Raw genomic sequence first — 25417 nt, forward strand, 5'->3', positions numbered from 1 at the left:
CTCCAGCGGCAACCTTTGTTACATCGAGGAAATCACAGTGGAAGCACTGCATCAGAAGATTCGCGAAGAAGGCATCGTGCTTTCCGATCAGGTTCTCAAAGTCGACGCGTTTCTCAACCACCAGATCGATCCGGCGCTGATGCAGCTGATCGGTGACGAGTTTGCCCGCCTGTTCGCCGATGCCGGCGTGACCAAGATCGTCACCATCGAAGCCTCGGGCATTGCCCCGGCGGTGATGACCGGTCTGAAACTGGGTGTGCCGGTCATCTTCGCTCGCAAGCACCAGTCGCTGACCCTGACCGAAAACCTGCTGACCGCCTCGGTGTATTCCTTCACCAAGCAGACCGAGAACACCGTGGCCATTTCGCCGCGTCACCTCAACAGCAGCGACCGCGTGCTGGTGATCGATGACTTCCTGGCCAACGGCAAAGCCTCGCAGGCGTTGATCTCGATCATCAAGCAGGCAGGTGCCACCGTGGCGGGCCTGGGTATCGTGATCGAGAAGTCGTTCCAGGGTGGCCGTGCAGAGCTGGACAGCCAGGGTTACCGCGTTGAATCGCTGGCCCGGGTGAAGTCGCTGGAAGGTGGTGTGGTCAGCTTCATCGAATAAGGCCTCACCGCCCCGGCGTAGGAACGGGTTTACCTGCGAATGCGATGGCAGATTCAATATCGCATTCGCGGGTAAACCCGCTCCTACATGGGGCCAGTGTGCGCAAACGATTATCCTGTCGCCTGTAACCCTGCCAGCAGTAGCCGCTGATAAAGCTCCTCTTTCAACCCTTGCGGAACCTCCAGCCCCATCCGCGCCAGATGCCGCTCATACCCTTCCGGCCCCGGTGCATCCAACGCTGCCTTGCCCAGCTCCAACACCTCGCTCAGCTTGAACTTGCTCTTCAACCAGTTCAGCGCCCGCAACAGATCCCGCTCCTCGGCCGTAAAGTCCGTGCCCATCGGATACTCCGGGAACAGCCGCGCATGCTGTGCCCTGATCGCCTCCAGGCGTTGCGGGGTATTGTCGGTAAAGCGCGCCTCCAGCTGAAAGTCGTCGGCAAGCTTGCCAGCGTCTTTGGCCTGCTTGATCAGGCCCGGCTGGAACCGCGAATCGCTCACCGCCAACAACCGCGCAATCACCTCGCTGTCAGTCTGCCCACGCAAGTCAGCAATGCCGTACTCGGTCACCACGATATCGCGCAGGTGCCGGGGAATGGTGCAGTGGCCATAGGTCCAGAACAGGTTCGAGGTCACCTCCCCGCCTGCCTCGCGCCAACTGCGCAAGAGCAGGATCGAACGCCCGCCCTCCAGCGCATGGCCCTGGGCAACGAAGTTGTACTGCCCGCCCACGCCACTGAGCACGCGGCCGTCTTCAAGCTGGTCGGCCACCCCGGCGCCGAGCAGGGTCATGCCGAACGCGGTGTTGATGAAGCGCGCATCACGACGTTGTCGACGCTTGAGTGCCTCCTGCCCATAGAGCTCGTTGATGAAGCTGATACGGGTCATGGCAAACTGCGCGCGCTGCTCCAGCGGCATCTCGCGCAAGCGCTGGTAGAACGCTTGCGGGCCGAGGAAAAAGCCGCCATGCAGTATTGCGCCCTGCTCGTCCGCCGGGCGTCGTAGCAGCCCTGCTTCGGCCAGCACGAGCAGGCCGTTGACGAACATCTCGCTGCAGCCGTACAAGCCGTGGGTAAGGGTGTCCAGGCCCCCTTCTCGCTCGATCAACGCCTGCCACGGTCCGACATCCAGCGCCTTGAGCACCGCTCGGTAACCGGCGTTGTCGCCCTGACGTGCCAGCAATGCCGCCGCAACTGCATCGCCCATGGCACCAATGCCGATCTGCAGCGTACCGCCATCGCGTACCAGGCTGCTGGCGTGCAGGCCGATGCAGTGGTCCTGAATGCCAACCGGCATGTTTGGTGTGGAAAACAGCCGACGTTGCTCTACTTCATCGAGCAGCAGGTCGAAGGCATCGATGGGCAGCTCGGCATCGCCTGGCATGTAGGGCAGTTCGGCATGCACCTGGCCCAGCATGAGGATGGTTTCGCCTGCAGCGCGGCGCTTGGCGATCATCGGCAGCAGGTCGAGGGTGATGTCTGGGTTGCAGGCCAGGCTCAGGTGCACGGGCTTTTCGGGGGTGGCGGCCACCAACTGGGCGACCAGGTTCAGGCCCTTGGCGTTGATATCACGTGCGGCGTGGCTGTAGTTGCTGCTGACGTAGTCCTGCTGGGCCGATTCGCTGTGCAGCAGGCTGCCGGGCTGCATGAAGAACTGTTCGACCCGAATATTGGGTGGCAACGTGTCGTTGCGCAGGTCTGCGAGGTAACTGAGCTCTTCGTAGTCAGCGAAGACACGCTCGACGAAGGGTTCGAGAAAGCGCCGCTGCAGGCCATCGCCCAGTGGCGGGCGGCCGAGGGAAAGTGCGGTATAGATGGTCAGGCGCCGTTCGGGCAGCTCGCGTACGCGGGCGTAAAGCGCGTTGACGAAGGCATTGGGTTTGCCCAGGCCCAAAGGCAGGCCCATGTGGATATGGGCTGGCAGCCGGGACAAGACCTGCTCGACAGCCTGGTCGATGGAGCAGAGGTGCATCAGAGCCTCCTGAAACATCCGTGGGTTCAGGGGTTGGACATGAGCTCAAGCGGGTTGGTTGCCTAGGGCAAACGCTGGTCAACCCCACCTTACTTTAAGCGTCTTACTAATTAAAAATGGAAATACCACTTCTTCGCTCACATGAACCTTGTAATACGCGCTCTTATCGATCGCTATCGCATTTTTATGAACATACCAATAGTCCTTACCGCGGACCCAGGATTCAGACTCATGGACGTAAAACCCTACTATAGATCCGTCCTGGCCTGTGTAGTTGCTGGCCGCATCAATATTCGTTGTGCCATAAACGTGCGCGCCGTAGGATCCATTCTTTGCATAACCAGGATCGAGCCCGCTCAACAATGATTGAACATGCTTTTTCTGAGTGCCATGCACCATCCTCAATACATAGCCATCCGGCACACTTTTCAGCGATTTGACCACTTTGATCTTTGTATCGGAAGGTATATCACTGTAGGTCTTGGTAATTACTTCGGTTTCAACAACAATCGCCCGTTGCAACGTACCAGACGTCGTAGGCTTTTTCTTTGGAAAAAAATACCTGAACAATCGCGAGATAGGTTTGAATAAAGAGAAATAACCACTCGGATCTTCCCGGTTTACCGGATCCCCTAGACAGTAGGCATATGAGTTCAGACCACCCGCTGCGAACGGGCTCATGCTGTCGGGGCTAATGAAGCGCATCAATGATGGGTTGAATGCTCGACGACCGTTACCCAGTAGATAACAGCCGGTAACAGGGTCCTGTCGGCCACCATTAAAGCCGAGCACGGCCTGGAAAATCGAGAGATAGCCATAAGGCGAATAGGCCAGATGCCGAAGGGCGCTGCCGGGGATCAGCTTTTGCGGCTGTGTTCGACCGGCTGCATGTTGCTCGGGACAGTTATCGCCCAGATCCATTGTTAGCCACCACTGCAATCAGAAGCGTCAGTGTTCTTCAGAACCCTGAAAATTAGAACTGGTAAAAATGCTAGTTCTCATGGAATCAGGCTCAGCCCGATCGGGGCTTCTGGAGACATCCATGGACATGGCTCTAGCGGGTTGGTTGCCTGTGCTGGACCTTTCGCGGGCAAGCCCGCGAAAGGGCCAGCGCAGGCATCACAAAAACAAAGCCCGCCATCAACGGCGGGCCTCATGCAATTCAGCTGTAAATCACAACCCGGACATTTTCTTGATCGCCCCTTTCAGGTCTTCATCCGAGCAGTCTGCACAGGTGCCCTTTGGCGGCATGGCGTTGATGCCAGTAATGGCCTTGGCCAGGATGCCATCCAGGCCGCCCTGGTGGTCGGCGCGTTCTTTCCACGCGGCGGTGTCACCAATTTTAGGCGCGCCGAGCAAGCCGCTGCCATGGCAGGCATTGCAGTGCTTGGCGATGATTTCATCCGGCGTCTTGGCTCCCCCGCCACCCGCTGCAGCGGCCACTTCCATGCCTTTGCACTCCTGGCCCTGGACGCACACCTGGCCAACCGGCTCCAGCCGCTTGGCGATGTCGTCATTGGTCGCAGCGGTTGCGCTCATTGCCCAGAGGGCGAATACGGCTGCTGGTACGGCCAGCATCTTCTTGATTTGATTCACGCGAACACCCTCATGGTGGCTAATCACGCTCGCGGCCACGGATCGGCGAGCGTTGAAAAGTATAGCGGGAACCCAGAGGCCGTGAAACGACCCCACACAGGAAAGGGGTATTGCCGAATCAATGCACTGCGCTGGATCAAAAGTTTGAAGGCGTCGCCGCACTGATCAGCCGCGCCGGCTGGTCGAATGGGTTGCGGAAGCGGTGCGGGCGGGTGCTTTCGAAGTAGTAGCTGTCGCCTTCTTCGAGAACGAAAATCTCGTTGCCGACCACCAGTTCCAGGCGGCCTTCAAGCAGGATACCGGTCTCCTCGCCGTCGTGGGTCAGCATCTCGGCACCGGTGTCCGCACCTGGCGGGTACACCTCGGTCAGAAAAGCGATGGCACGGTTGGGGTGCGACTTGCCCACCAGCTTCATGGTCACCGCACCGTCCGAGATATCGATCAGCTCGTGGGCCTTGTAGACGATCTGAGTCGGGCTTTGCGGCTCCAGCTCGACCGAAAAGAATTCGACCATGGACATGGGAATGCCGCTCAGCACTTTGCGCAGCGAGCTGATAGAGGGGCTTACGCTGTTCTTCTCGATCATCGAGATGGTGCTGTTGGTCACGCCAGCACGCTTGGCGAGTTCGCGCTGCGACAGGCCCTTGAGCTTGCGGATGGCTTGCAGTCGTTCGCCGACGTCCAAAGCTGGAGCCTCCTGAAACGGTGAAAGGGGGGTGGATGTGAACGATATCATGGCAATGCCGTTCAGTATTTACAACACACCGCCCCCAACCTGTCCGCTTCAGCGTCTCATTCGCCGACGTAGTCCCGTGGTACTCGCTTCAGGTTGCAGAAGATCTGGTACGGAATGGTGCCCGCCTGCGCGGCCACTTCACTGGCCAGCACCTGCTTGCCCCAGAGTTCGACCGGGCTGCCGACAGTGGCTTGCGGTACGTCGGTGAGGTCGATGCTGAGCATGTCCATCGACACCCGGCCGATCAGGTGGGTACGCTTGCCGGCGACCAGCACTGGGGTGCCGTTGGGCGCCTGGCGCGGGTAGCCATCGGCATAGCCCATGGCGACCACACCCACGCGGGTCGGCCGAGGGCTGACGAACTTGGCACCATAGCCCACCGGCTCGCCGGCAGGCAGCTCGCGCACGCTGATCACCCGCGATTGCAGGGTCATCACCGGTTGCAGGCGTGCGGCCTCGGCCTGCGCCACTTCGAACGGCGTGGCGCCGTACAGCATCAGGCCTGGGCGTACCCAGTCGCTGGGCGCTTGCGGCCAGCCCAGCACGCCGGGTGAGTTACGCAGGCTGCATTCGGCGGCCAGGCCCTGTCGGGCAGCTTCGAATACGGCAATTTGCTGGGCGGTAGCGTCAGCGTCCAGTTCGTCGGCGCGAGCGAAGTGGCTCATCAACACGATGCGCGAAACCTTGCCACTGGCCAGCAGTCGCTGGTAGGCATCGTGGTAGTCCTTGGGGTGCAGGCCAACGCGGTGCATGCCACTGTCCAGCTTCAGCCAGACGGTGAGCGGCTTGTGCAGCGGGGTTTTCTCGATGGCTTCCAGCTGCCACAGCGAGTGCACCACGCACCACAGGTCGTGCTCGGCGATCAGTGCCAGTTCGCTGGCTTCGAAAAAACCTTCCAGCAGCAGCACCGGGGCATTGATACCGGCGGCGCGCAGTTCCAGTGCCTCCTCGATGCAGGCCACCGCAAAGCCGTCGGCCTCGGCCTCCAAGGCCAGGGCACAGCGCACGGCGCCGTGGCCATAGGCGTCGGCCTTGATCACGGCGAGGGCTTTGGCACCGGTCAGTTCACGGGCCAGACGGTAGTTGTGGCGCAGGGCCTGGAGGTCGATCAGGGCGCGGGCGGGACGCATGGCGGCTGCCTTATGGTGGTTCGGGTTGAAATCGGTGGTGGATTCTTCGCGGGCTTGCCCGCTCCCACAGGTCGTGCACAGCTTTCAAAAGCGGTGGTGTTCCTGCGGGAGCGGGCAAGCCCGCCAATGGGCCGGCACAGGCTATTACTGCTGGTGAGCCGGCGCGCTTTGCCCGTGCTTAGCCACTTCCCGGCTGTTGCCATACCGGGAGATATCCAGGCCTTCGGCACTGATCTGCGGCTTCTTGCGCGCAATCAGGTCGGCCAGCAAGCGACCGGAACCGCACGCCATGGTCCAGCCCAAGGTACCGTGACCGGTGTTCAGGAACAGGTTGCGGAACGCCGTGGCACCCACGATCGGCGTGCCGTCCGGGGTCGCCGGGCGCAGGCCGGTCCAGAAGCTGGCCTGGCTCAAGTCACCGCCGCGAGGATAAAGGTCGTTGACGATCATCTCCAGTGTTTCGCGCCGGCGCGGGTTCAGCGACAGGTCAAAGCCGGCGATTTCAGCCATCCCGCCAACGCGGATGCGGTTATCGAAACGGGTGATCGCAACCTTGTAGGTCTCGTCGAGAATGGTCGAGGTCGGAGCCATGTCGGCGTTGGTGATCGGCACGGTCAGCGAATAACCTTTCAGCGGGTACACCGGAGCCTTGATGCCCAACGGCTTGAGCATCTGAGGCGAGTAGCTGCCCAGCGCCAGCACGTAGCGGTCTGCCGTCTCCAGCTTGCCGTCGATCCACACGCCATTGATGCGGTCACCGGCGAAGTCCAGGCGCTGGATGTCCTGGCCGAAGCGGAACTCCACGCCCAGCTTCAACGCCATGTCGGCGAGCTTGGTGGTAAACAGCTGGCAGTCGCCAGTCTGGTCGTTCGGCAGGCGCAGGGCGCCGGCCAGGATATCTTTCACGCCGGCCAGGGCGGGTTCGACGCGGGCAATGCCGTCGCGGTCGAGCAACTCGTAGGGCACACCGGACTGTTCGAGTACGGCAATGTCCTTGGCCGCAGCATCGACCTGGGCCTGGGTGCGGAACAGCTGGGTGGTACCCAGGCTGCGGTTTTCGTAGTTGATGCCGGTTTCGGCGCGCAGCTCGTCGAGGCAGTCACGGCTGTACTCGGACAGGCGCACCATACGCTCCTTGTTCACCGCGTAGCGGCTGGCGGTGCAGTTGCGCAGCATCTGTGCCATCCACAGGTACTGGTCGACATCGCCCGTGAGCTTGATGGCCAGGGGAGCGTGACGCTCCAGCAGCCATTTGATGGCTTTGAGCGGTACACCAGGGGCAGCCCAGGGCGAGGCATAGCCGGGCGAGATCTGGCCGGCGTTGGCAAAGCTGGTTTCCATGGCCACCGCTGGCTGGCGGTCGACCACCGTCACTTCGAAACCTTGCCGGGCCAGGTAGTAGGCACTGGCGGTTCCGATTACACCGCTACCAAGTACCAGAACTCGCATCGTTTTATCCCTCACACGCGGCGCGCCGCACACTTTTATTGAAATGGCATGAATGGGCGCAGTATAGGAATTTGAGACCAGTGCAATTCACTATATAAAAGCCTATTATTGGCGAGAATTCTCGGCAAAATCGCCTTTCACGGAGGGGCATCCCCTATGAGAACCCAGCACCAGACCAAGCGTGAACTGGACAAGATCGACCGCAACATCCTGCGTATCCTGCAGAATGACGGGCGTATTTCCTTCACCGAACTGGGCGAGAAAGTTGGGCTGTCCACCACCCCTTGTACCGAGCGGGTTCGCCGCCTCGAGCGCGAGGGCATCATCATGGGCTACAACGCCCGCCTGAACCCGCAGCACCTCAAGGGCAGCCTGCTGGTGTTCGTGGAAATCAGCCTGGACTACAAGTCAGGCGATACCTTCGAGGAGTTCCGCCGCGCGGTCTTGAAGCTGCCCCACGTGCTGGAATGCCACCTGGTGTCGGGCGACTTCGACTACCTGGTGAAAGCGCGTATTTCGGAAATGGCCTCGTACCGCAAGCTGCTCGGGGACATCCTGCTGAAACTGCCGCACGTGCGCGAATCGAAGAGCTACATCGTAATGGAAGAGGTGAAGGAGAGCCTCTGCCTGCCGATCCCGGACTGAGGCTAGACCAGCACCTGGCGGGTGGTGGCAATGAACTGGTGGACCAACTGTTCAGCGGCGGGGTCGATCATCGGTTCAGGGCCACGACCCCGCGGGCAGGCCATGCGCGGGGTGGTACCGAACAGCCGGCAGATCATCGGCCGCTCTTCATACACCGTGCAGCCGTTGGGGCCCAGGTGCACGCAGTCCAGACGCTCCAGAGCAGCGTCCTGCTCGGCCTGGGACTTGCGCGGCAGCCGGGCCATTTCTTCCGCCGAGGTGGTGACCGGGCCGCAGCAGTCGTGGCAGCCGGGCTCGCACTCGAAAGAGGGGATGAGTTCGCGCAGGAAGTGGATCTTGTGGCGGTTACAGGACATGACGGGATACAAGCTGACAAAAGTGATTGGATTATAGGCTTATTCGCGGGCTCACCCGCGAACGAGCATGAAGCCCTCGCTGGTTGCCCGGCCGCGATGGCACAGCTTATCCTCGTCCCCCCTCCATTTTTCAGGGCCGCCCCAATGATCCACAGCGCGCAGCACGCCGCCTCCTATTACGCCGCCAGCAGCGCGCCACACCCCGACCACGCCTACCTGCAAGGCGAACACAACGCCGACGTGTGCATCATCGGCGGCGGCTACTCCGGCCTGAACACCGCCATCGAGCTGGCCGAGCGTGGTTTCTCGGTCATCCTGCTGGAAGCGCGCAAACTTGGCTGGGGCGCCAGTGGGCGCAATGGCGGGCAACTGATCCGAGGGGTCGGCCATGGTCTGGAGCAGTTCCTCCCGGTCATCGGCGAAGAAGGCGTGCGCACCATGAAACTGATGGGCCTGGAGGCCGTACAGATCGTGCGCGAGCGGGTTGAAAAGCATGCCATCGCCTGCGACCTGGCCTGGGGCTACTGCGACCTGGCCAACAAACCCGCCGAGCTGCTGGGCTTTGCCCAAGACGCCGAGGACCTGCGCAGTCTGGGCTATGCACATGAGCTGCGGCTGGTCGGCAAGGACGATATCCACAGCGTGGTCGGTGCCGATTGCTACGTGGGCGGGTTGGTCGACATGGGCTCCGGGCATCTGCATCCGCTCAATCTGGCACTGGGTGAAGCCGCCGCAGCCGCCCGCCTGGGCGTGAAGTTGTTCGAGCAATCCGAAGTCACCCGCATCGACTACGGCACTGAAGTGCAGGTGCATACTGCCCAAGGCCGGGTACGCGCCAAGACCCTGGTACTGTGCTGCAACGCCTACCACAACGACCTCAATCGCGAGCTGGGCGGCAAGGTGCTGCCGGCCGGCAGCTACATCATCGCCACCGAGCCGCTGGGCGAAGAACGCGCACGCACATTGCTGCCGCAGAATATGGCGGTGTGTGACCAGCGCGTGGCGCTGGACTACTACCGCCTGTCCGCAGACCACCGCCTGCTGTTTGGCGGTGCCTGCCACTATTCAGGCCGCGACCCGAAGGACATCGCCGCCTATATGCGGCCGAAGATGCTCAAGGTGTTCCCGCAGCTTGCCGACGTGCGCATCGACTACCAGTGGGGTGGCATGATCGGCATTGGTGCCAATCGCCTGCCGCAGGTTGGCCGCCTGGCCAGCCAGCCGAACGTGTATTACGCCCAGGCCTACTCGGGCCATGGGCTCAACGCCACCCACCTGGCCGCACGCCTGCTGGGTGAAGCCATCAGTGGCCAGGAAAGCGGGCGCTTCGACCTTTTCAACAAGGTGCCGCACATCACCTTCCCTGGCGGCAAGCACCTGCGCTCGCCACTGCTGGCGCTGGGGATGCTGTGGCATCGCCTCAAAGAGCTGACTTGAGTGCTGTGCGGCCCCTGAACTGCGCCCTGACGTTGGATAAAAATCCAACCTCAGGGCGTTTCACATGAGCAAAACCAAGTTAACCGTGTCAGTCCTTCCAGAAGGGTTTCCGCCCTTCTATCCGGGCCTGCTCCCAGCTCAGCCCGACATCGCGCAACTCGTCATCGGTCAGCTGCAGCAACGCCCTGCGGGTATGCCAGCGATGCAGCATCAGCCCCCAACGCCCCAAACCCTCTGGCGCGTTGAACACCTTGGCCTGCTGCCCGGCTTCCAGTTCCTTGGCCAACAGTTGCAAGCGCACATCGCTCATGCCACCCATCACCGCATCCTCCCGTTCAGTGGTTACCGTGGAGAAAGCATGCGCGTCGGCACCCTCGACAATACAGATCCAATACAGCCTTATTATTCCCATACAGAATTGGCCGCTGGCCGACTGAATGCTGTATTTTCGGGCCAACTGTACCGGTCGCTATGCCAATGCAGCGCAGGAGTATGCCGTGACCCTCTACCTGAATCTCGCCGAAATACTCGGCGCCCGCATCGAGCAGGGGCTCTATCGCCCCGGCCAGCGCCTGCCGTCCGTGCGCGCACTGAGTGAGGAGCACGGGGTCAGCCTGAGCACCGTGCAGCAGGCCTATCGCATACTCGAAGACAGCGGTATGGTCTCGCCGCGGCCCAAGTCCGGCTACTTCGTCAGCGACCAACGGCAGTTGCCGGCACTGCCCGCAGTTAGCCGCCCGGCCCAGCGCCCGGTGGACATCTCGCAGTGGGAACACGTGCTGGAGCTGGTGCGCAGTACGCCGCGCCAGGATGTGGTGCAACTCGGCCGCGGCATGCCCGACATCGACAGCCCTACCCTGAAGCCGCTGCTGCGCAGCCTTGCCCAGTTGAGCCGGCGCCAGGACATGCCTGGCCTGTACTACGACAACATCCACGGTAACCTGGCCCTGCGCGAACAGGTGGCCCGGCTGATGCTCGACTCCGGCTGCCGCCTGGGGCCGGCCGACCTGGTGATCACCACCGGCTGCCATGAGGCGCTGTCATGCAGCATCCGCGCGGTCTGCGAGCCAGGCGACATCGTCGCGGTCGACTCGCCCAGCTTCCACGGCGCCATGCAAACCCTCAAAGGCTTGGGCATGAAAGCGCTGGAAATCCCCACGGACCCGGTCACCGGCATCAGCCTGGAGGCGCTGGAACTGGCCCTGGAGCAGTGGCCGATCAAGCTCATCCAGATCACCCCCAACTGCAACAACCCGCTGGGCTACATCATGCCCGAGGCACGCAAGAAGGCCCTGTTGAGCCTCGCCCAACGCTATGACGTGGCAATTCTGGAAGACGATGTGTACGGCGACCTGGCCTATACCTACCCACGCCCACACACCCTGAAGTCGTTCGACGACGATGGCCGCGTGCTGCTCTGCAGTTCGTTTTCCAAAACCCTCGCGCCCGGCCTGCGGATCGGCTGGGTGGCGCCCGGGCGCTACCTGGAGCGCGTGCTGCACATGAAGTACATCAGCACCGGCAGCACCGCCAGCCAGCCTCAGCTGGCCATCGCTGACTTCATCGCCGGCGGCCACTACCAGCCCCATTTGCGGCGCATGCGCAGCCAGTACCAGCGTGGCCGCGACCTGATGGGCGACTGGGTGACCCGCTACTTCCCGGCGGGCACCCGGGTGAGCCGGCCCCAGGGCGGCTTCATGCTGTGGGTGGAATTACCCGAACATCTCGATACGCTTCGGCTGAACCGCGCTTTACTGGAGCAGGGCGTGCAGGTTGCCGTGGGCAGCATTTTTTCGGCCTCGGGCAAGTTCCGCCACTGCCTGCGCATGAATTTCGCCGCCAGGCCAACGCCGCAAATCGAAGCCTCCGTGCGCAAGGTTGGTGAAACCGCCCTTCGTCTACTGGATGACGAAAGCGCCGACGCGTAACTTTGCGCCGCCCGTCACGGTCAAACCCCTAAAGCCCTTGCTGCACAGGACGGTCCACCCTTGAGACTCCAGCGAGCCTTGCCTCTGCTGCTGGTGTTGTTGCTCGGCCTTGCCGGTTGCACAAGCATCAGCGCGCCCCGCGAAACCAGTCAGGCGTTGCCTGCCCACGACTCGGCCTTTGGCCGCTCGGTGCTGCGCCAAGCCGCGCCCTATGGCGGCCGCTCGGGCTTTCGCCTGCTGCCCAACAGCAACGAGGCATTTCGCGCCCGCGCCGAACTGATACGCAACGCCCAGGCGAGCATCGACCTGCAGTACTACATCGTCCACGACGGCCTCAGTACCCGCGCCCTTGTGCATGAACTGCTGCGCGCTGCCGACCGTGGCGTGCGCGTGCGCATCCTGCTCGACGACACCACCAGCGACGGCCTGGACACCGTCATGGGCACCCTTAATGCCCACCCGAACATCCAGATTCGAGTGTTCAACCCACTGCATCTGGGGCGCAGTACCGGCGTTACGCGCGCCGTGGGCCGGCTGTTCAACTTGTCGCGCCAGCACCGGCGCATGCACAACAAGCTGTTCCTGGTGGACAACAGCATGGCCATCGTCGGCGGGCGCAACCTGGGCGACGAGTATTTCGATGCCGAGCCCAACCTCAACTTCACCGACATCGACCTGCTGGGCGTGGGCCCGGTAGCCGAGCAGTTGGGGCACAGCTTCGACCAGTACTGGAACAGCGCCCTCAGCCGGCCGATCACCGACTTCCTCTGGCATGACCCGGATGCCAACGACCTGCGGGCCAGCCGCCAGCGCCTGGAAGTGTCGCTGGCCAAAGCCAGGACCCAGCGCAAGGCCCTGTACGACCGCTTGATGGCCTACCAGTCGCAGCCGCGCCTGGATGTGTGGCGCAACGAGCTGATCTGGGCTCACGCCCAGGCGCTATGGGATGCGCCCAGCAAGGTGTTGGCCGAAGACGAACCGGACCCGCAATTACTGCTGAGCCAGCAACTGGCACCGGACCTGGCTAACGTGCACCGCGAGTTGGTCCTGGCATCGGCCTACTTTGTACCGGGCGAACCGGGGCTGCTGTACCTGACCGGCCGCGCCGACGCTGGCGTTTCGGTGAAGCTGCTGACCAACTCGCTGGAAGCCACCGACGTGCCGGCAGTGCATGGAGGCTATGCCCCCTATCGTCGTGCCTTGCTTGAGCACGGGGTGCAGCTTTACGAGCTTCGCCGCCAGCCAGGCGACCCCAGCGCGGGGCGACTGAGTTTCCGTGGCAGCTCGGATTCGAGCCTGCACACCAAGGCGATCGTGTTCGACCGGCGCAAGACCTTCATCGGCTCGTTCAACTTCGACCCGCGCTCAGTATTGTGGAACACCGAGGTTGGGGTACTGGTGGACAGCCCGGAGCTGGCCGAATACACCCGCGAGCTGGCCCAGCAGGGTATGGCGCCTGCGCTGAGCTATCAGGTGAAACTGATAGGTAACAAGCTGGTGTGGGCGACCGAGGACAATGGCCGCCGGCACGTGCTGACGTCTGAGCCGGGTGGGGTCTGGCGGCGGCTCAATGCCTGGATCAGCAAGGCGGTTGGCTTGGAGAAGATGCTGTAGCTGCGATTCCGGGGGCCTTGCGGCCCCCAACAATCATCAGGCAGAAACCGGCTCAAAGGCTCCGCGCCGCCGGGTCAATACCACCAACCCCGCAGCCCCGGCCGCCATCAGGAACAGCAACGCATGCCCGCTGATCCACTGGCTCCCCGCCCCCGCCAACAACGGCCCGAGCAAACAGCCAATACCCCACAGCTGAGCCACGTGGGCATTGGCCCGTACCAACTCATCATCGCGGTAGCGCTCACCGATCAGCACCAGCGACAAGGTGAACAGGCCGCCGGCACTGGCGCCGAACAACACCCACAATGGCCAGATAACCGGTGTGTGCAACAGCAGCGGGATCGCCAGGCTGGACACCAGCAGGGTCACCGCACAGCCAGTAAACAAGGTACGTCGCGACATATGGTCGGCCAGCGCGCCGATGGGCAACTGCAGCACCGCATCACCCACCACCACGGTACTCACCATGAACAAGGCGATTTCGGTACTGAAGCCCTGCTGCAGGCAATACACCGGCAGCAACGTGAGGATCATCGCCTCGAACGAGGCGAACAGGGCAATGGCCCAGGCAATTACCGGCAAGCGTCGGCAGAAAGCGAACAGGTCGCCAAAGGTGACACTGCAGGCTTCCGTGCTCGGCGCCCCACCACGCCCCAGCAGAACCAGCGGCGCGGCCAGCAGCAGGCCGGTCGCCGCCCAGAAGCCAAAGTCGTCATCAGAGCCAAGGAAACCCAGCACCAACGGCCCGGCCAACTGGCTCAAGGCGTAGCTGCTGCCATACAGCGCCACCAACCGGCCACGCCACTGTTCGACCACCAGTTGGTTGATCCAGCTTTCGCCGAGGATGAACACCACGGTCAGGGACATGCCGATCATCAGCCGCAGCAGCAGCCATAACGGGTAACTAGGCAGCAACGCGAGCAGGCCAATCGACAGCGCCCCGCCCCACAGGCACAGGCGCATCGCCGACGGTACGCCAACCCACCCTGCCAGGCGGCTGGCCAGGCTGGCGCCGGCCAGTACGCCCAACGCCGGCATTGCCGCCATCACGCCGATGGCGAAGCTGCCGTAGCCCCAGGCCTCCAGGCGCAGGGACACCAGCGGCATGCTCACGCCGAGCGCCAGCCCGACACTGAGCACCGATGCCAGTACGGCGAAGTAGGTACCCCAACGCATTGCAGCCTCCCAGCCAATATTTCCAGGGGCCCATTTGCGGGCAAGCCCGCTCCTGCATCGGTCGCGAAGACCTGCAGGAGCGGGCTTGCCCGCGAAAAGGACCTACCGGGTTACAGCTTGATCCAGGTCGCCTTCAGCTCGGTGTACTTCTCCAGTGCGTGCAGCGACTTGTCACGGCCGTTGCCCGACTGTTTGAAGCCACCGAACGGCGCGGTCATGTCGCCACCATCGTACTGGTTGACCCAGACGCTGCCCGCACGCACGGCACGGGCGGTCTTGTGGGCTTTGGAAATGTCCGAAGTCCAGATACCAGCGGCCAGGCCATACGGGGTGTCGTTGGCAATGGCCACGGCTTCTTCGGCGGTGTCGAAGGCAATCACCGACAGCACCGGGCCGAAGATTTCTTCCTGGGCAATGCGCATGGCGTTAGTCACGCCGTCGAAGATGGTCGGCTCGACGTAGGTGCCGCCGGTCTCTTCCAGGGTGCGCTTGCCGCCGGCCAGCAGCTTGGCGCCGTCCTTGTGGCCAGCCTCGATGTACGACAGTACGGTGTTCATCTGCTGGGTATCGACCAAGGCACCGACAGTGGTCTGCGGGTCCAGCGGGTTGCCTGGCTTCCAGCCTTTCAGGGCTTCTACCACCATCGGCAGGAACTTGTCCTTGATCGAACGCTCGACCAGCAGTCGGGAACCTGCAGTGCACACTTCGCCCTGGTTGAAGGCGATGGCGCTGGCGGCGGCTTCGGCGGCAGCTTGCAGGTCCGGGGCGTCGGCAAAGACGATGTTCGGGCTCTTGCCACCGGCTTCCAGCCAGATGCGCTTCATGTTCGACTCGCCCGCGTAAACCATCAGCTGCTTGGCGATCTTGGTCGAACCGGTGAACACCAGGGTATCGACGTCCATGTGCAGGGCCAGTGCCTTGCCCACGGTGTGGCCATAGCCTGGCAGCACGTTCAGCACGCCAGCCGGGATACCGGCTTCGATCGCCAGTTGGGCGATGCGGATGGCAGTCAGCGGCGATTTTTCGGATGGCTTGAGCACGACCGAGTTACCGGTGGCCAACGCCGGGCCGAGCTTCCAGCAGGCCATCAGCAGCGGGAAGTTCCAAGGTACGATGGCACCGACCACACCTACCGGCTCGCGGGTAACCAGGCCAAGCTGATCATGCGGGGTCGGGGCAACTTCGTCGTAGACCTTGTCGATGGCTTCGGCAGTCCAGTGGATGGCTTGGGCCGCACCTGGGATGTCGATACTGGAGGAGTCGCCAATCGGCTTGCCCATGTCCAGCGTTTCCAGCAGCGCCAGCTCTTCGACGTTCTTGCGCAGCAGGTCGGCGAAACGGATCAGCTTGGCCTTGCGCTTGGCCGGGGCCAGCTGCGACCACACGCCGGAGTTGAAGGTGGCACGGGCGTTTTCAACAGCGCGGTTGGCATCGGCCAGGTCGCAGCTGGCAACCTTGGCCAGGAAGCGTCCGTCGACCGGGCTCAGGCACTCGAAGGTTTCACCGGATGCGGCATCGGTGTATTCGCCGTTGATGAAGGCACGGCCTTCGATCTTCAGTTGCTGGGCACGTTGTTCCCAGTCCGCACGGGTCAGGGTGGTCATACGAAACTCCTCCTCTTGTTTAGGTGCAACGCCGCACTGAGGACTCACAGGCGTTGTCAGAATTCTGGCCGGGCGCCAAGCGCACACTGGCAAGCGATACCCTAAACCAGCCGGTGTAAACTATCAATATATTTGACACGAGAGGCTCAAAAGCCTACTGATGTTCATTTTATTAAACAACAACAGGAGCCGAACCATGAGTATCGATAGCATCATCGACTTCGCGCAGGTCCTCACCGAAGCCGAACGCTACCGCCCGGCTGCAGAGAAAATTCTCAAGGGCGAACCGGACCAGGCGGTCTACAACCATTATTCCAGCCCGTGTGGGCAGTTTGCCGCTGGCGTATGGGAAGGTGAGGTGGGCCAGTGGACAGTGAACTACACGGAGCACGAATACTGCGAGATCGTCCAGGGCGTTTCGGTGCTGCGCGACCAGGACGGCGGGGCTAAAACCCTGCGTGCCGGCGATCGGTTTGTCATCCCCGCCGGCTTCAAAGGCACTTGGGAGGTGCTGGAGCCGTGCCGCAAGATCTATGTGATGTTCGAGCAGAAATAATTATGTAGCGCAGGGATTTTGCAGGCATGCGTGAGGATGACCCTGCCCGTTTCGGGCCATTCAGCCTCACAAGGAAAATCAGCATGACCAACGAAGAAGTTCTGCAAACCCTCGCTCACCTGGTCGGCACCCGCTACGTGCCGGAGCTGAAAGGCACCATTTGCGCCCTCACCGGGCGCACTCGCGTGGTTGGCCCCAACGAGATGTCCACCCGCGACTACGACGCAGCGCGCATCCAGATCAAGGCCGACGCCGACCTGATGATCCAGAGTTTCGCCTTCAACTGACCCTGCTGCAGCCCAAAAAAAACCCGCGTCCTTTCGGATGCGGGTTTTTTTCAGGTCGCCGATCAATTACTTGATCTTGGCTTCCTTGTACACCACGTGCTTGCGAACAACCGGATCATATTTCTTGATCTCGATTTTGTCCGGGGTGGTGCGCTTGTTCTTGTCGGTGGTGTAGAAGTGGCCGGTACCGGCACTCGAAACCAGACGGATCAATTCACGCATGATGCTCTCCCTTAAACCTTGGCGCCAGCTTTACGGATGTCAACCAGAACGGCGTCGATGCCGCGCTTGTCGATGATACGCATGCCTTTGGCGGAAACGCGCAGACGCACGAAACGCTTCTCGGATTCAACCCAGAAACGGTGGTGCTGCAGGTTCGGCAGGAAACGACGACGGGTTTTGTTGTTTGCGTGGGAAATGTTGTTCCCGGTTACTGGACCCTTACCAGTAACTTGACAGACTCTCGACATGACTCAGCCCTCTAAAACCACATGCCCAACCCGGCATGGGTTGGCCGCTTAATCTCTCAGTCTTTGGCGCCTGGGCGCCGTGATTCTGGAGGCCTTATCGACCGGATCCGCTGATGCGACAGGCCGAGCCCCTAGAAAAGAGCGCTGCTTTATACCAGAAAGACTTGGCTGCAACAACAGTAGATGCACATTACCGCTAGCCAGAACGCGCCGGGCCAGCATAGCGGCAGGCCCCGCCAGTCGTCGACCGCTCGTCGCAAGATTTGCAAAAAAGGGTGTGGTCATTTGCCGGCGGGCGCACTAGGGTAGGCCTTTTACAGACTGCACTGGCAGATGGGCCACTGACAGCCAAGGAGCCACCATGCGTGCCGCCGCACTTTCCTTATTGTTCACCTCCCTGTTCGCCGCCGGCGTTGCCCAGGCCGCTCCGCTGAGCGTTTGCAGCGAGGCCAGCCCCGAAGGTTTCGACGTGGTGCAGTACAATTCGCTCACTACCACCAACGCCACCGCCGACGTGCTGATGAACCGCCTGGTGGAGTTCGATGCGGCGCAAGGCAAGGTGGTGCCGAGCCTGGCGACCAACTGGACGGTATCGGCCGACGGCCTGGTGTATGACTTCACCCTGCGCGATGACGTCAAGTTTCACAGCACCCCCTACTTCAAGCCAAGCCGCAAGCTGAATGCCGACGACGTGCTGTTCAGCTTCCAGCGCATGCTCTACCCGGCCCATGCCTGGCACAAGACTGCGCCGGGCGGCTACCCGCATGCCCAATCGCTGCAGCTGGGCAGCCTGATCAAGGCGATCGAGGCACCGTCGCCGAACACCGTGCGCTTCACCCTCAGCCACCCGGACGCCACCTTCCTGGCCACCCTGAGCATGGGCTTCGCCTCGATCTACTCCGCCGAATACGCCGACAAGCTGCTCAAGGCCGGCACACCGGAAAAGCTCAACAACCAACCGATCGGCACCGGGCCGTTCGTGTTCCAGCGTTTCCAGAAAGACGCCGTGGTGCGCTACCGCGCCAACCCGGACTACTTCGCCGGCAAGCCGGCGGTCGACCCGCTGATCTTCGCCATCACCACCGATGCCAACGTGCGCCTGCAGAAGCTCAAGCGTGGCGAGTGCCAGGTTGCCCTGTCGCCCAAGCCGTTGGACATTGCCGAAGCGGGCAAGGACGGTAACCTCAAGGTGGCCACCACCCCGGCATTCATGACTGCCTTCGTCGCCATCAACAGCCAGCACCCGCCGCTGGACAAGCCGGAAGTGCGCCAGGCGATCAACCTGGCCTTCGACAGGCAGGCCTACCTCAAGGCCGTGTTCGAAGACTCTGCGGTGGCTGCCAACGGCCCCTACCCGCCTAACACCTGGAGCTACGCCAAGGACCTGCCCGGCTACCCGCTGGACCTGAAGAAAGCCAAAGCCCTGCTGGCCAAGACCGGGCTGGCCGAAGGCTTCAGTACCACCATCTGGACCCGGCCCTCGGGTAGCCTGCTCAACCCCAACCCCAGCCTTGGCGCGCAGATGCTGCAAGCCGACCTGGCGAAGATTGGCGTGAAAGCGGAGATCCGCGTGATCGAGTGGGGCGAACTGATACGCCGCGCCAAGGCCGGCGAGCATGACTTGCTGTTCATGGGCTGGGCGGGCGACAACGGCGACCCGGACAACTTCCTCAGCCCGCAGTTTTCCTGTGCGGCGGTCGAGTCAGGGACCAACTTCGCACGCTTCTGCGACAGCCGCCTCGACCAGCTGATCAGCGCCGGGCGCACCACCAACGACCAGAGCGTGCGCAGCCGGCTGTACCAACAGGCGCAGACACTGATCCAGCAGCAGGCGCTGTGGGTGCCACTGGCGCACCCGACGGCGGCGACCTTGCTGCGCCAAGGCGTCGAGGGGTACCAGGTGAGCCCGTTCGGACGGCTGGATTTCAGCAAGGTGTCGGTGACCAAGTAAGCCTGTAACGGCCTCTTCGCGGGTGAACCCGCTCCTACAGGACAGCGCCAGCCTGGTAGTTGACGCTACCCCTGTAGGAGCGGGTTTACCCGCGAAAGGGCCCGTACTGACCCTATAAGGCTCTCAGTAGTCCCTCAGGCCACAATCCACCCATGCTCGACCATCGACAACGGCTCCCCATCACCAATGATGATGTGATCCAGCACCCGCACATCAATCAACGCCAGCCCCCGCTTCAACGACAGGGTCAAATGCACATCGTCCTGACTCGGTTCACTGATCCCTGACGGATGGTTGTGGCACAGGATCAATGCCGCAGCGTTGTGCACCAACGCCCGCCGCACCACCTCTCGCGGATAGACACTCGCCCGATCTATCGTGCCCCTGAACAGGATCTCAAATGCCAGTGGCCGGTGCTTGGTATCGAGAAACAGACACCCGAACACCTCGCTGGCCTCATGCCTGAGCATGGCTTTCAGGTAGCGTCGCACCGCTGCCGGGCTGTCCATGGCAGACTCGCGCTCAATCGACGTTGCAAGGTGCCTGCGGCCGATCTCAAGCAGTGCCTGCAGCTGGCTGTACCTCACCGGGCCCAACCCAAGCTCGCCGACGAAGGCCTCGCGGTCGGCCTCCAGCAACCGGCGCAAGCTGCCGAACTTCACCAACAAGCCTCGCGAAAGCTCCACGACATTACGCCCACGTACGCCTGAGCCGAGAAAAACGGCCAGCAGCTCCGTATCTGTCAGGCTCCCTGCCCCTCGCTGCAACAACTTCTCCCTAGGCCGTTCTTGCGCCGGCCACTCCCTGATGTTCATTCCACCCCTGCCTTTGCTGCGGCCCATTTCGGCCCTGTGTTAATCTATTTCGCCTCGTACATGCGACGTTCCGCCGCAGGCATTTCAAACGTCGTCGCCCGCTCTCACTGGAAAAAGGCAAGCCTATGCAGCGGCTGTATCGCAAGCGCATCGTTCTCGGCGTGGGTGGCGGCATTGCCGCCTACAAAAGCGCCGAGCTGATTCGCCGTCTCCTGGAGCACGGCGCGCAGGTGCGCGTCGTCATGACCCGGGGTGGTGCCGAATTCATCACCCCGCTGACCCTGCAGGCGCTGTCGGGCCACCCCGTACACATGGACCTGCTCGACCCGGCCGCCGAAGCTGCCATGGGCCATATCGAACTGGCCAAGTGGGCGGACCTGGTGCTGATCGCCCCAGCTACCGCCGACCTCATGGCACGCATGGCCCAGGGCATGGCAGACGACCTGCTGACCACGCTGGTGCTGGCCACTGACGCCACCGTCGCCGTGGCGCCGGCGATGAACCAGGCCATGTGGCGCGACCCGGCCACCCAGGCCAACCTCGAGCTGCTCAAGAGCCGTGGCATTCAGGTGTTCGGCCCGGCATCCGGCAGCCAGGCCTGTGGCGACGTCGGCCTGGGGCGCATGCTAGAAGCCACCGACCTGGCCTGGTGCGCCGCGGAAAGCTTCAAGCGCCAGGCACTGACCGGCAAGCACGTGCTGATCACCGCCGGGCCGACCCAGGAAAACATCGACCCGGTGCGCTACATCACCAATCATAGCTCCGGCAAGATGGGCTTCGCCCTGGCCGAAGCGGCCGCCGAAGCAGGGGCTCGGGTGACCCTCGTCACGGGCCCTGTGCACTTGCCAACCCCTGACCGGGTCAGCCGCATCGACGTCGTCAGCGCGCGAGACATGCTCGCGGCCTGTGAAGCGGCCATGCCGTGCGACCTGTTCATTGCCTCGGCAGCGGTTGCGGACTACCGCCCCGAAGTGGTTGCCACACAAAAACTGAAGAAAGATCCTACGACCGGCGACGGCATGCTGCTGCAGATGGTGCGTAATCCCGATATCCTTGCCACCATTGCTGGCCGCGCCGACCGCCCGTTCAGCGTCGGCTTTGCCGCCGAAACCGAGCACCTGCTCGATTACGCCACGCGCAAGCTCAAGGACAAGAACCTCGACCTGATCGTCGCCAATGATGTGGCCAACCCCAGCATCGGCTTCAACAGCGAAGAAAATGCCTTGACCGTGATCGACCGCCAGCAGCACCAGACCCTCTTCGCGCAGACCAGCAAGGGCAAGATTGCCCGGCAACTGGTCGCCTTCATCGCCGAACGGCTTAACCAGGTTCAATAAGTTACATGCACGCTCTTCAAGCCAAGATCCTCGACCCACGCCTGGGCAGCGAATTCCCGCTACCCGCGTACGCCACCCCCGGCTCCGCCGGCCTCGACCTGCGCGCCCTGCTCAAGGAAGACACCCTCCTCGAGCCGGGCCAGACCATTCTGATTCCTACCGGTCTGTCGATCTACATCGGCGACCCGGGCCTGGCGGCAGTCATCCTGCCGCGCTCGGGCCTGGGCCATAAGCATGGCATCGTGCTGGGCAACCTGGTCGGCCTGATCGATTCGGACTACCAGGGCGAGCTGATGGTGTCGTGCTGGAACCGCGGCAACACGCCGTTCACCATCGCGGTTGGCGAGCGTATCGCCCAGCTGGTGCTGGTACCGGTGGTGCAGGCTCACTTCGACATCGTCGAAGCGTTCGACGAAAGCCAGCGTGGCGCTGGCGGCTTCGGCCACTCCGGCAGCCACTGAGCCGGCAAATGACCGTTCAGGCCAAGGATGGCGAACTCTCTGGCGAAACCACCGTCCAAGCGTTCAGTTTGCGCCTGCCCAGAAAGCCTTTGACTAATGGAGCTTCCAGAGATGAACGACATGGCCCACCTGGTCCCCGCCGCATTGCCCGACAGCATTTTCCGCGCATATGACATACGCGGCGTGGTCGGCAAGACCCTTCACGCCGAAACCGCCTACTGGATCGGCCGCGCCATCGGCGCGCAAAGCCTGGCCCAGGGCGAACCGCAGGTTTCGGTAGGGCGCGATGGCCGCCTGTCGGGCCCGATGCTGGTGGAACAGCTGATCAAGGGCCTGGTCGATGCGGGCTGCCACGTCAGCGACGTCGGCCTGGTGCCTACCCCGGCGCTGTACTACGCAGCCAACGTGCTAGCCGGCAAGTCCGGTGTGATGCTGACTGGCAGCCACAACCCTTCGGACTACAACGGTTTCAAGATCGTCATCGCCGGTGACACCTTGGCCAACGAACAGATCCAGGCCCTGCTGACCCGCCTGAAAACCAACGACCTGACCCTGGCCCAAGGCCGCGTGGAAAAGGTCGAGATCCTCGACCGCTACTTCCAGCAGATCGTCGGCGACGTAAAGCTGGCGAAAAAGCTCAAGGTGGTGGTGGACTGCGGCAACGGCGCCGCTGGCGTGGTTGCACCGCAATTGATCGAAGCCCTGGGCTGCGAAGTGATCCCGCTGTTCTGCGAGGTCGACGGCAACTTCCCCAACCACCACCCGGACCCGGGCAAGCCGGAGAACCTCGAAGACCTGATCGCCAAGGTCAAGGAAACCGGTGGCGATATCGGCCTGGCCTTCGACGGTGACGGCGACCGCGTCGGCGTGGTGACCAACACCGGCAGTATCGTCTACCCCGACCGCCTGCTGATGCTGTTTGCCCAGGACGTGCTGTCGCGCAACCCAGGTGCCGAGATCATCTTCGACGTCAAATGCACCCGCCGCCTGACCCCGCTGATCGAACAGCACGGTGGCAGCGCCTTGATGTGGAAAACCGGCCATTCGCTGATCAAGAAGAAGATGAAGCAGACCGGTTCGCTGCTGGCAGGCGAGATGAGCGGTCACATCTTCATCAAGGAACGTTGGTACGGTTTTGACGACGGTATCTACAGCGCCGCGCGCCTGTTGGAGATCCTCAGCAAGACCCAGCAGAGCGCCGAAGACCTGTTTGCCGCCTTCCCGAATGATATTTCCACGCCGGAAATCAATATTGATGTGACCGACGAGGGTAAATTCAGCATCATTGATGCACTGCAACGCGACGCCGACTGGGGCGAAGCCCACCTGACCACCATTGACGGTGTGCGGGTCGACTACGCCAATGGCTGGGGCCTGGTTCGCGCCTCCAACACCACCCCGGTGCTGGTGCTGCGTTTCGAGGCCGACAGCGACGCCGAATTGCAACGTATCAAGGATGTTTTCCGCACCCAGTTGCTGCGGGTAGAGCCTGAGCTGCAACTGCCGTTCTGACCGACTATCTGTTCCTTACAGGAGCCCTGCATGACCCTCGATCGCGATGCCGCTTCCCATGTAGCCGAGGTTTTGTCCGAAGCACTGCCTTACATCCGCCGCTTTGTCGGCAAGACCCTGGTGATCAAGTACGGCGGCAACGCGATGGAGAGCGAGGAGCTCAAGACGGGCTTCGCCCGTGACATCGTGCTGATGAAGGCTGTGGGCATCAACCCGGTGGTGGTCCACGGCGGTGGCCCGCAGATCGGCGACCTGCTCAAGCGCTTGTCGATCGAGAGCCACTTCATCGACGGCATGCGCGTCACCGACTCGGCGACCATGGACGTGGTGGAGATGGTGCTGGGTGGCCAGGTCAACAAGGACATCGTCAACCTGATCAACCGCCACGGCGGCAGCGCCATCGGCCTGACCGGCAAGGACGCGGAGCTGATCCGCGCCCGCAAGCTGACCGTCAGCCGCCAGACGCCAGAGATGACCACTCCGGAAATCATCGACATCGGCCACGTCGGTGAAGTGGTGAGCGTGAACACCGACCTGCTGAACATGCTGGTGAAGGGCGACTTCATCCCGGTCATCGCGCCAATCGGCGTGGGTGCCAACGGTGAGTCGTACAACATCAACGCCGACCTGGTGGCGGGCAAGGTTGCCGAGGCGCTGAAGGCCGAGAAGCTGATGCTGCTGACCAACATCGCCGGCCTGATGGACAAGCAGGGCCAGGTGTTGACAGGCCTGACCACCGAGCAGGTCAACGAACTGATCGCTGACGGCACCATTTATGGCGGCATGCTGCCGAAGATCAAGTGCGCGCTGGATGCGGTGCAGGGCGGCGTGAACAGCTCGCACATCATTGATGGCCGCGTGCCGAATGCAGTGCTGCTGGAGATTTTCACCGACAGCGGCGTGGGCACCCTGATTACCAACCGCAAGCCGCGCTGATTGATCGGTTAGCCTGCACTGGCCTCTTCGCGGGTAAACCCGCTCCCACAAAGGAAATCCCCATGTAGGAGCGGGTTTACCCGCGAAAGGGCCAGATCAGGCGGCACAAAAAAAGGCGACCCTCTGAAGAAGGTCGCCTTTTTCATTCCTAGGCCAGGATCAGATCCCGTACTGCGCCCGATAGGCCTCCACAGCCGGCAGGTGCTGCTTCAACTGTGGATCGTCAGCCAGAAACTCCAGCACCTGGGTCAGCGAAACAATGCTGACCACCGGGATACCGAAGTCGCGTTCCACTTCCTGGATCGCCGACAGTTCGCCATTGCCGCGCTCTTCCCGGTTCAGCGCGATCAGTACACCAGCGGCCTTGGCCTGCTGGGCGTTGATGATCTGCATGACCTCACGAATGGCGGTACCGGCAGTAATCACGTCGTCGATGATCAGCACGTCACCGGCCAGCGGCGCGCCGACCAGGCTGCCACCTTCGCCGTGGTCCTTGGCTTCCTTGCGGTTGAAGCACCATGGCACGTCGAGCTGATGCTGGTCGGCAAGGGCCACGGCGGTAGTCGCCGCCAAAGGGATACCCTTGTAGGCCGGGCCGAACAGCACATCGAAGGGGATTTTGCTGTCGACGATGGCGGCGGCGTAGCAACGGCCCAGTTCAGCCAGGGCGGAACCGGTGTTGAACAGGCCGGCATTGAAGAAATACGGGCTGGTACGCCCCGATTTCAGGGTGAATTCACCGAAACGCAGTACCCCGCGATCGATGGCAAAACGGATAAAGTCGCGCTGATACGGCTGCATGAATAGTCCCGGACACCACGGATTTAGCTAAATGGGTTGA

At 62.3% G+C, this 25417-nt stretch carries 25 protein-coding genes and 1 pseudogene; 12 read left to right on the forward strand and 14 right to left on the reverse strand.

Annotation, left to right across the window (positions count from 1 at the left end):
- The first annotated feature begins 37 nt into the window (after window positions 1-37).
- Window positions 38-610, forward strand: coding sequence for a xanthine phosphoribosyltransferase (locus KW568_RS28155; protein ID WP_003253535.1), 573 nt, complete (start codon window positions 38-40; stop codon window positions 608-610).
- A 110-nt stretch (window positions 611-720) separates the two neighbouring features.
- On the opposite strand, the gene KW568_RS28160 is transcribed toward KW568_RS28155, so the two are convergent.
- The 6 genes from KW568_RS28160 to dadA all read right to left on the reverse strand — a co-directional run bounded on the left by KW568_RS28160 (window position 721) and on the right by dadA (window position 7491).
- The gene (locus KW568_RS28160; RefSeq protein WP_004575223.1) at window positions 721-2580 is read right to left on the reverse strand and encodes an acetyl-CoA hydrolase/transferase C-terminal domain-containing protein; all 1860 of its coding nucleotides are present in this window, start codon (window positions 2578-2580) and stop codon (window positions 721-723) included.
- A 78-nt stretch (window positions 2581-2658) separates the two neighbouring features.
- Window positions 2659-3501 carry an RHS repeat-associated core domain-containing protein gene (locus KW568_RS28165; protein ID WP_004575222.1) on the reverse strand — a complete coding sequence of 281 codons (843 nt, stop codon included), beginning with the start codon at window positions 3499-3501 and terminating at the stop codon, window positions 2659-2661.
- 252 nt (window positions 3502-3753) lie between these two features.
- Window positions 3754-4158, reverse strand: a complete 405-nt coding sequence (locus KW568_RS28170) for a cytochrome c5 family protein (protein ID WP_033723760.1) — start codon at window positions 4156-4158, stop codon at window positions 3754-3756.
- A gap of 154 nt (window positions 4159-4312) precedes the next feature.
- Window positions 4313-4861 (reverse strand): cupin domain-containing protein, encoded by a 549-nt coding sequence (locus KW568_RS28175; protein WP_003253526.1) that lies wholly within the window; start codon window positions 4859-4861, stop codon window positions 4313-4315.
- A 107-nt stretch (window positions 4862-4968) separates the two neighbouring features.
- The gene (alr, locus tag KW568_RS28180; protein WP_003253524.1) at window positions 4969-6042 is read right to left on the reverse strand and encodes an alanine racemase; all 1074 of its coding nucleotides are present in this window, start codon (window positions 6040-6042) and stop codon (window positions 4969-4971) included.
- A gap of 144 nt (window positions 6043-6186) precedes the next feature.
- Window positions 6187-7491 (reverse strand): D-amino acid dehydrogenase, encoded by a 1305-nt coding sequence (gene dadA / locus KW568_RS28185; RefSeq protein WP_003253522.1) that lies wholly within the window; start codon window positions 7489-7491, stop codon window positions 6187-6189.
- 156 nt (window positions 7492-7647) lie between these two features.
- Here dadA and KW568_RS28190 point away from each other — a divergent pair, with 156 nt between their 5' ends.
- Window positions 7648-8136 (forward strand): Lrp/AsnC ligand binding domain-containing protein, encoded by a 489-nt coding sequence (locus KW568_RS28190; RefSeq protein ID WP_003253520.1) that lies wholly within the window; start codon window positions 7648-7650, stop codon window positions 8134-8136.
- A 2-nt stretch (window positions 8137-8138) separates the two neighbouring features.
- Here KW568_RS28190 and KW568_RS28195 read toward each other — a convergent pair whose 3' ends face one another.
- The gene (locus tag KW568_RS28195) at window positions 8139-8492 is read right to left on the reverse strand and encodes a YkgJ family cysteine cluster protein (protein WP_003253518.1); all 354 of its coding nucleotides are present in this window, start codon (window positions 8490-8492) and stop codon (window positions 8139-8141) included.
- A gap of 144 nt (window positions 8493-8636) precedes the next feature.
- Here KW568_RS28195 and KW568_RS28200 point away from each other — a divergent pair, with 144 nt between their 5' ends.
- Entirely contained in the window at window positions 8637-9929 is a 1293-nt protein-coding gene (locus KW568_RS28200; protein WP_004575221.1) for an FAD-binding oxidoreductase, read from the forward strand.
- Between the two features lie 88 nt (window positions 9930-10017).
- Here KW568_RS28200 and KW568_RS28205 read toward each other — a convergent pair whose 3' ends face one another.
- Window positions 10018-10248, reverse strand: coding sequence for a DUF1127 domain-containing protein (locus KW568_RS28205; RefSeq protein WP_003253515.1), 231 nt, complete (start codon window positions 10246-10248; stop codon window positions 10018-10020).
- Window positions 10249-10426: 178 nt separating this feature from the next.
- Between KW568_RS28205 and KW568_RS28210 the strand changes: the two genes are divergently transcribed.
- Window positions 10427-11857 carry a PLP-dependent aminotransferase family protein gene (locus KW568_RS28210; protein ID WP_004575220.1) on the forward strand — a complete coding sequence of 477 codons (1431 nt, stop codon included), beginning with the start codon at window positions 10427-10429 and terminating at the stop codon, window positions 11855-11857.
- Window positions 11858-11917: 60 nt separating this feature from the next.
- Window positions 11918-13471: a phospholipase D family protein gene (locus KW568_RS28215; RefSeq protein WP_003253512.1), complete on the forward strand. Its 1554-nt coding sequence runs from the start codon at window positions 11918-11920 to the stop codon at window positions 13469-13471.
- A 36-nt stretch (window positions 13472-13507) separates the two neighbouring features.
- On the opposite strand, the gene KW568_RS28220 is transcribed toward KW568_RS28215, so the two are convergent.
- The gene (locus KW568_RS28220) at window positions 13508-14647 is read right to left on the reverse strand and encodes an MFS transporter (RefSeq protein ID WP_003253511.1); all 1140 of its coding nucleotides are present in this window, start codon (window positions 14645-14647) and stop codon (window positions 13508-13510) included.
- Window positions 14648-14757: 110 nt separating this feature from the next.
- Complete coding sequence (locus KW568_RS28225; protein WP_003253510.1) at window positions 14758-16251, reverse strand: aldehyde dehydrogenase; 1494 nt, start codon at window positions 16249-16251, stop codon at window positions 14758-14760.
- Between the two features lie 196 nt (window positions 16252-16447).
- Between KW568_RS28225 and KW568_RS28230 the strand changes: the two genes are divergently transcribed.
- Window positions 16448-16807 (forward strand): cupin domain-containing protein, encoded by a 360-nt coding sequence (locus KW568_RS28230; protein ID WP_003253509.1) that lies wholly within the window; start codon window positions 16448-16450, stop codon window positions 16805-16807.
- A gap of 83 nt (window positions 16808-16890) precedes the next feature.
- Window positions 16891-17094, forward strand: a complete 204-nt coding sequence (locus tag KW568_RS28235; protein WP_004575219.1) for a hypothetical protein — start codon at window positions 16891-16893, stop codon at window positions 17092-17094.
- Between the two features lie 66 nt (window positions 17095-17160).
- Here the strand turns inward: KW568_RS28235 and rpmG are convergent, their stop codons facing one another.
- Window positions 17161-17316, reverse strand: a complete 156-nt coding sequence (rpmG, locus tag KW568_RS28240; RefSeq protein WP_003253507.1) for a 50S ribosomal protein L33 — start codon at window positions 17314-17316, stop codon at window positions 17161-17163.
- Between the two features lie 11 nt (window positions 17317-17327).
- Window positions 17328-17564, reverse strand: a complete 237-nt coding sequence (rpmB, locus tag KW568_RS28245) for a 50S ribosomal protein L28 (protein ID WP_003253504.1) — start codon at window positions 17562-17564, stop codon at window positions 17328-17330.
- A 361-nt stretch (window positions 17565-17925) separates the two neighbouring features.
- On the opposite strand from rpmB, the gene KW568_RS28250 reads away from it, so the two are divergent.
- On the forward strand, window positions 17926-19515 hold the full coding sequence (locus tag KW568_RS28250) for an ABC transporter substrate-binding protein (protein WP_003253501.1): 1590 nt from the start codon (window positions 17926-17928) through the stop codon (window positions 19513-19515).
- 134 nt (window positions 19516-19649) lie between these two features.
- Here KW568_RS28250 and radC read toward each other — a convergent pair whose 3' ends face one another.
- A complete protein-coding gene (radC, locus tag KW568_RS28255) occupies window positions 19650-20330 on the reverse strand; it encodes a RadC family protein (RefSeq protein ID WP_004575218.1) in 681 nt (226 codons plus the stop codon).
- A gap of 125 nt (window positions 20331-20455) precedes the next feature.
- On the opposite strand from radC, the gene coaBC reads away from it, so the two are divergent.
- From coaBC to argB, 4 genes and pseudogenes are all read left to right on the forward strand, one after another.
- On the forward strand, window positions 20456-21667 hold the full coding sequence (gene coaBC, locus KW568_RS28260; protein WP_003253409.1) for a bifunctional phosphopantothenoylcysteine decarboxylase/phosphopantothenate--cysteine ligase CoaBC: 1212 nt from the start codon (window positions 20456-20458) through the stop codon (window positions 21665-21667).
- Window positions 21668-21672: 5 nt separating this feature from the next.
- The gene (gene dut, locus KW568_RS28265; RefSeq protein WP_003253408.1) at window positions 21673-22128 is read left to right on the forward strand and encodes a dUTP diphosphatase; all 456 of its coding nucleotides are present in this window, start codon (window positions 21673-21675) and stop codon (window positions 22126-22128) included.
- A gap of 144 nt (window positions 22129-22272) precedes the next feature.
- Window positions 22273-23640: pseudogene (locus KW568_RS28270) on the forward strand (phosphomannomutase/phosphoglucomutase); the annotation flags it as partial.
- A 30-nt stretch (window positions 23641-23670) separates the two neighbouring features.
- Window positions 23671-24576 carry an acetylglutamate kinase gene (gene argB / locus KW568_RS28275; protein WP_004575216.1) on the forward strand — a complete coding sequence of 302 codons (906 nt, stop codon included), beginning with the start codon at window positions 23671-23673 and terminating at the stop codon, window positions 24574-24576.
- 159 nt (window positions 24577-24735) lie between these two features.
- Here argB and pyrE read toward each other — a convergent pair whose 3' ends face one another.
- The gene (gene pyrE, locus KW568_RS28280) at window positions 24736-25377 is read right to left on the reverse strand and encodes an orotate phosphoribosyltransferase (protein WP_003253405.1); all 642 of its coding nucleotides are present in this window, start codon (window positions 25375-25377) and stop codon (window positions 24736-24738) included.
- Window positions 25378-25417 lie beyond the last annotated feature (40 nt).

Origin of the sequence: Pseudomonas sp. HD6515, from assembly GCF_024971855.1 — a bacterium.
In the GTDB taxonomy this organism is placed as follows: Bacteria; Pseudomonadota; Gammaproteobacteria; order Pseudomonadales; family Pseudomonadaceae; genus Aquipseudomonas; species Aquipseudomonas alloputida.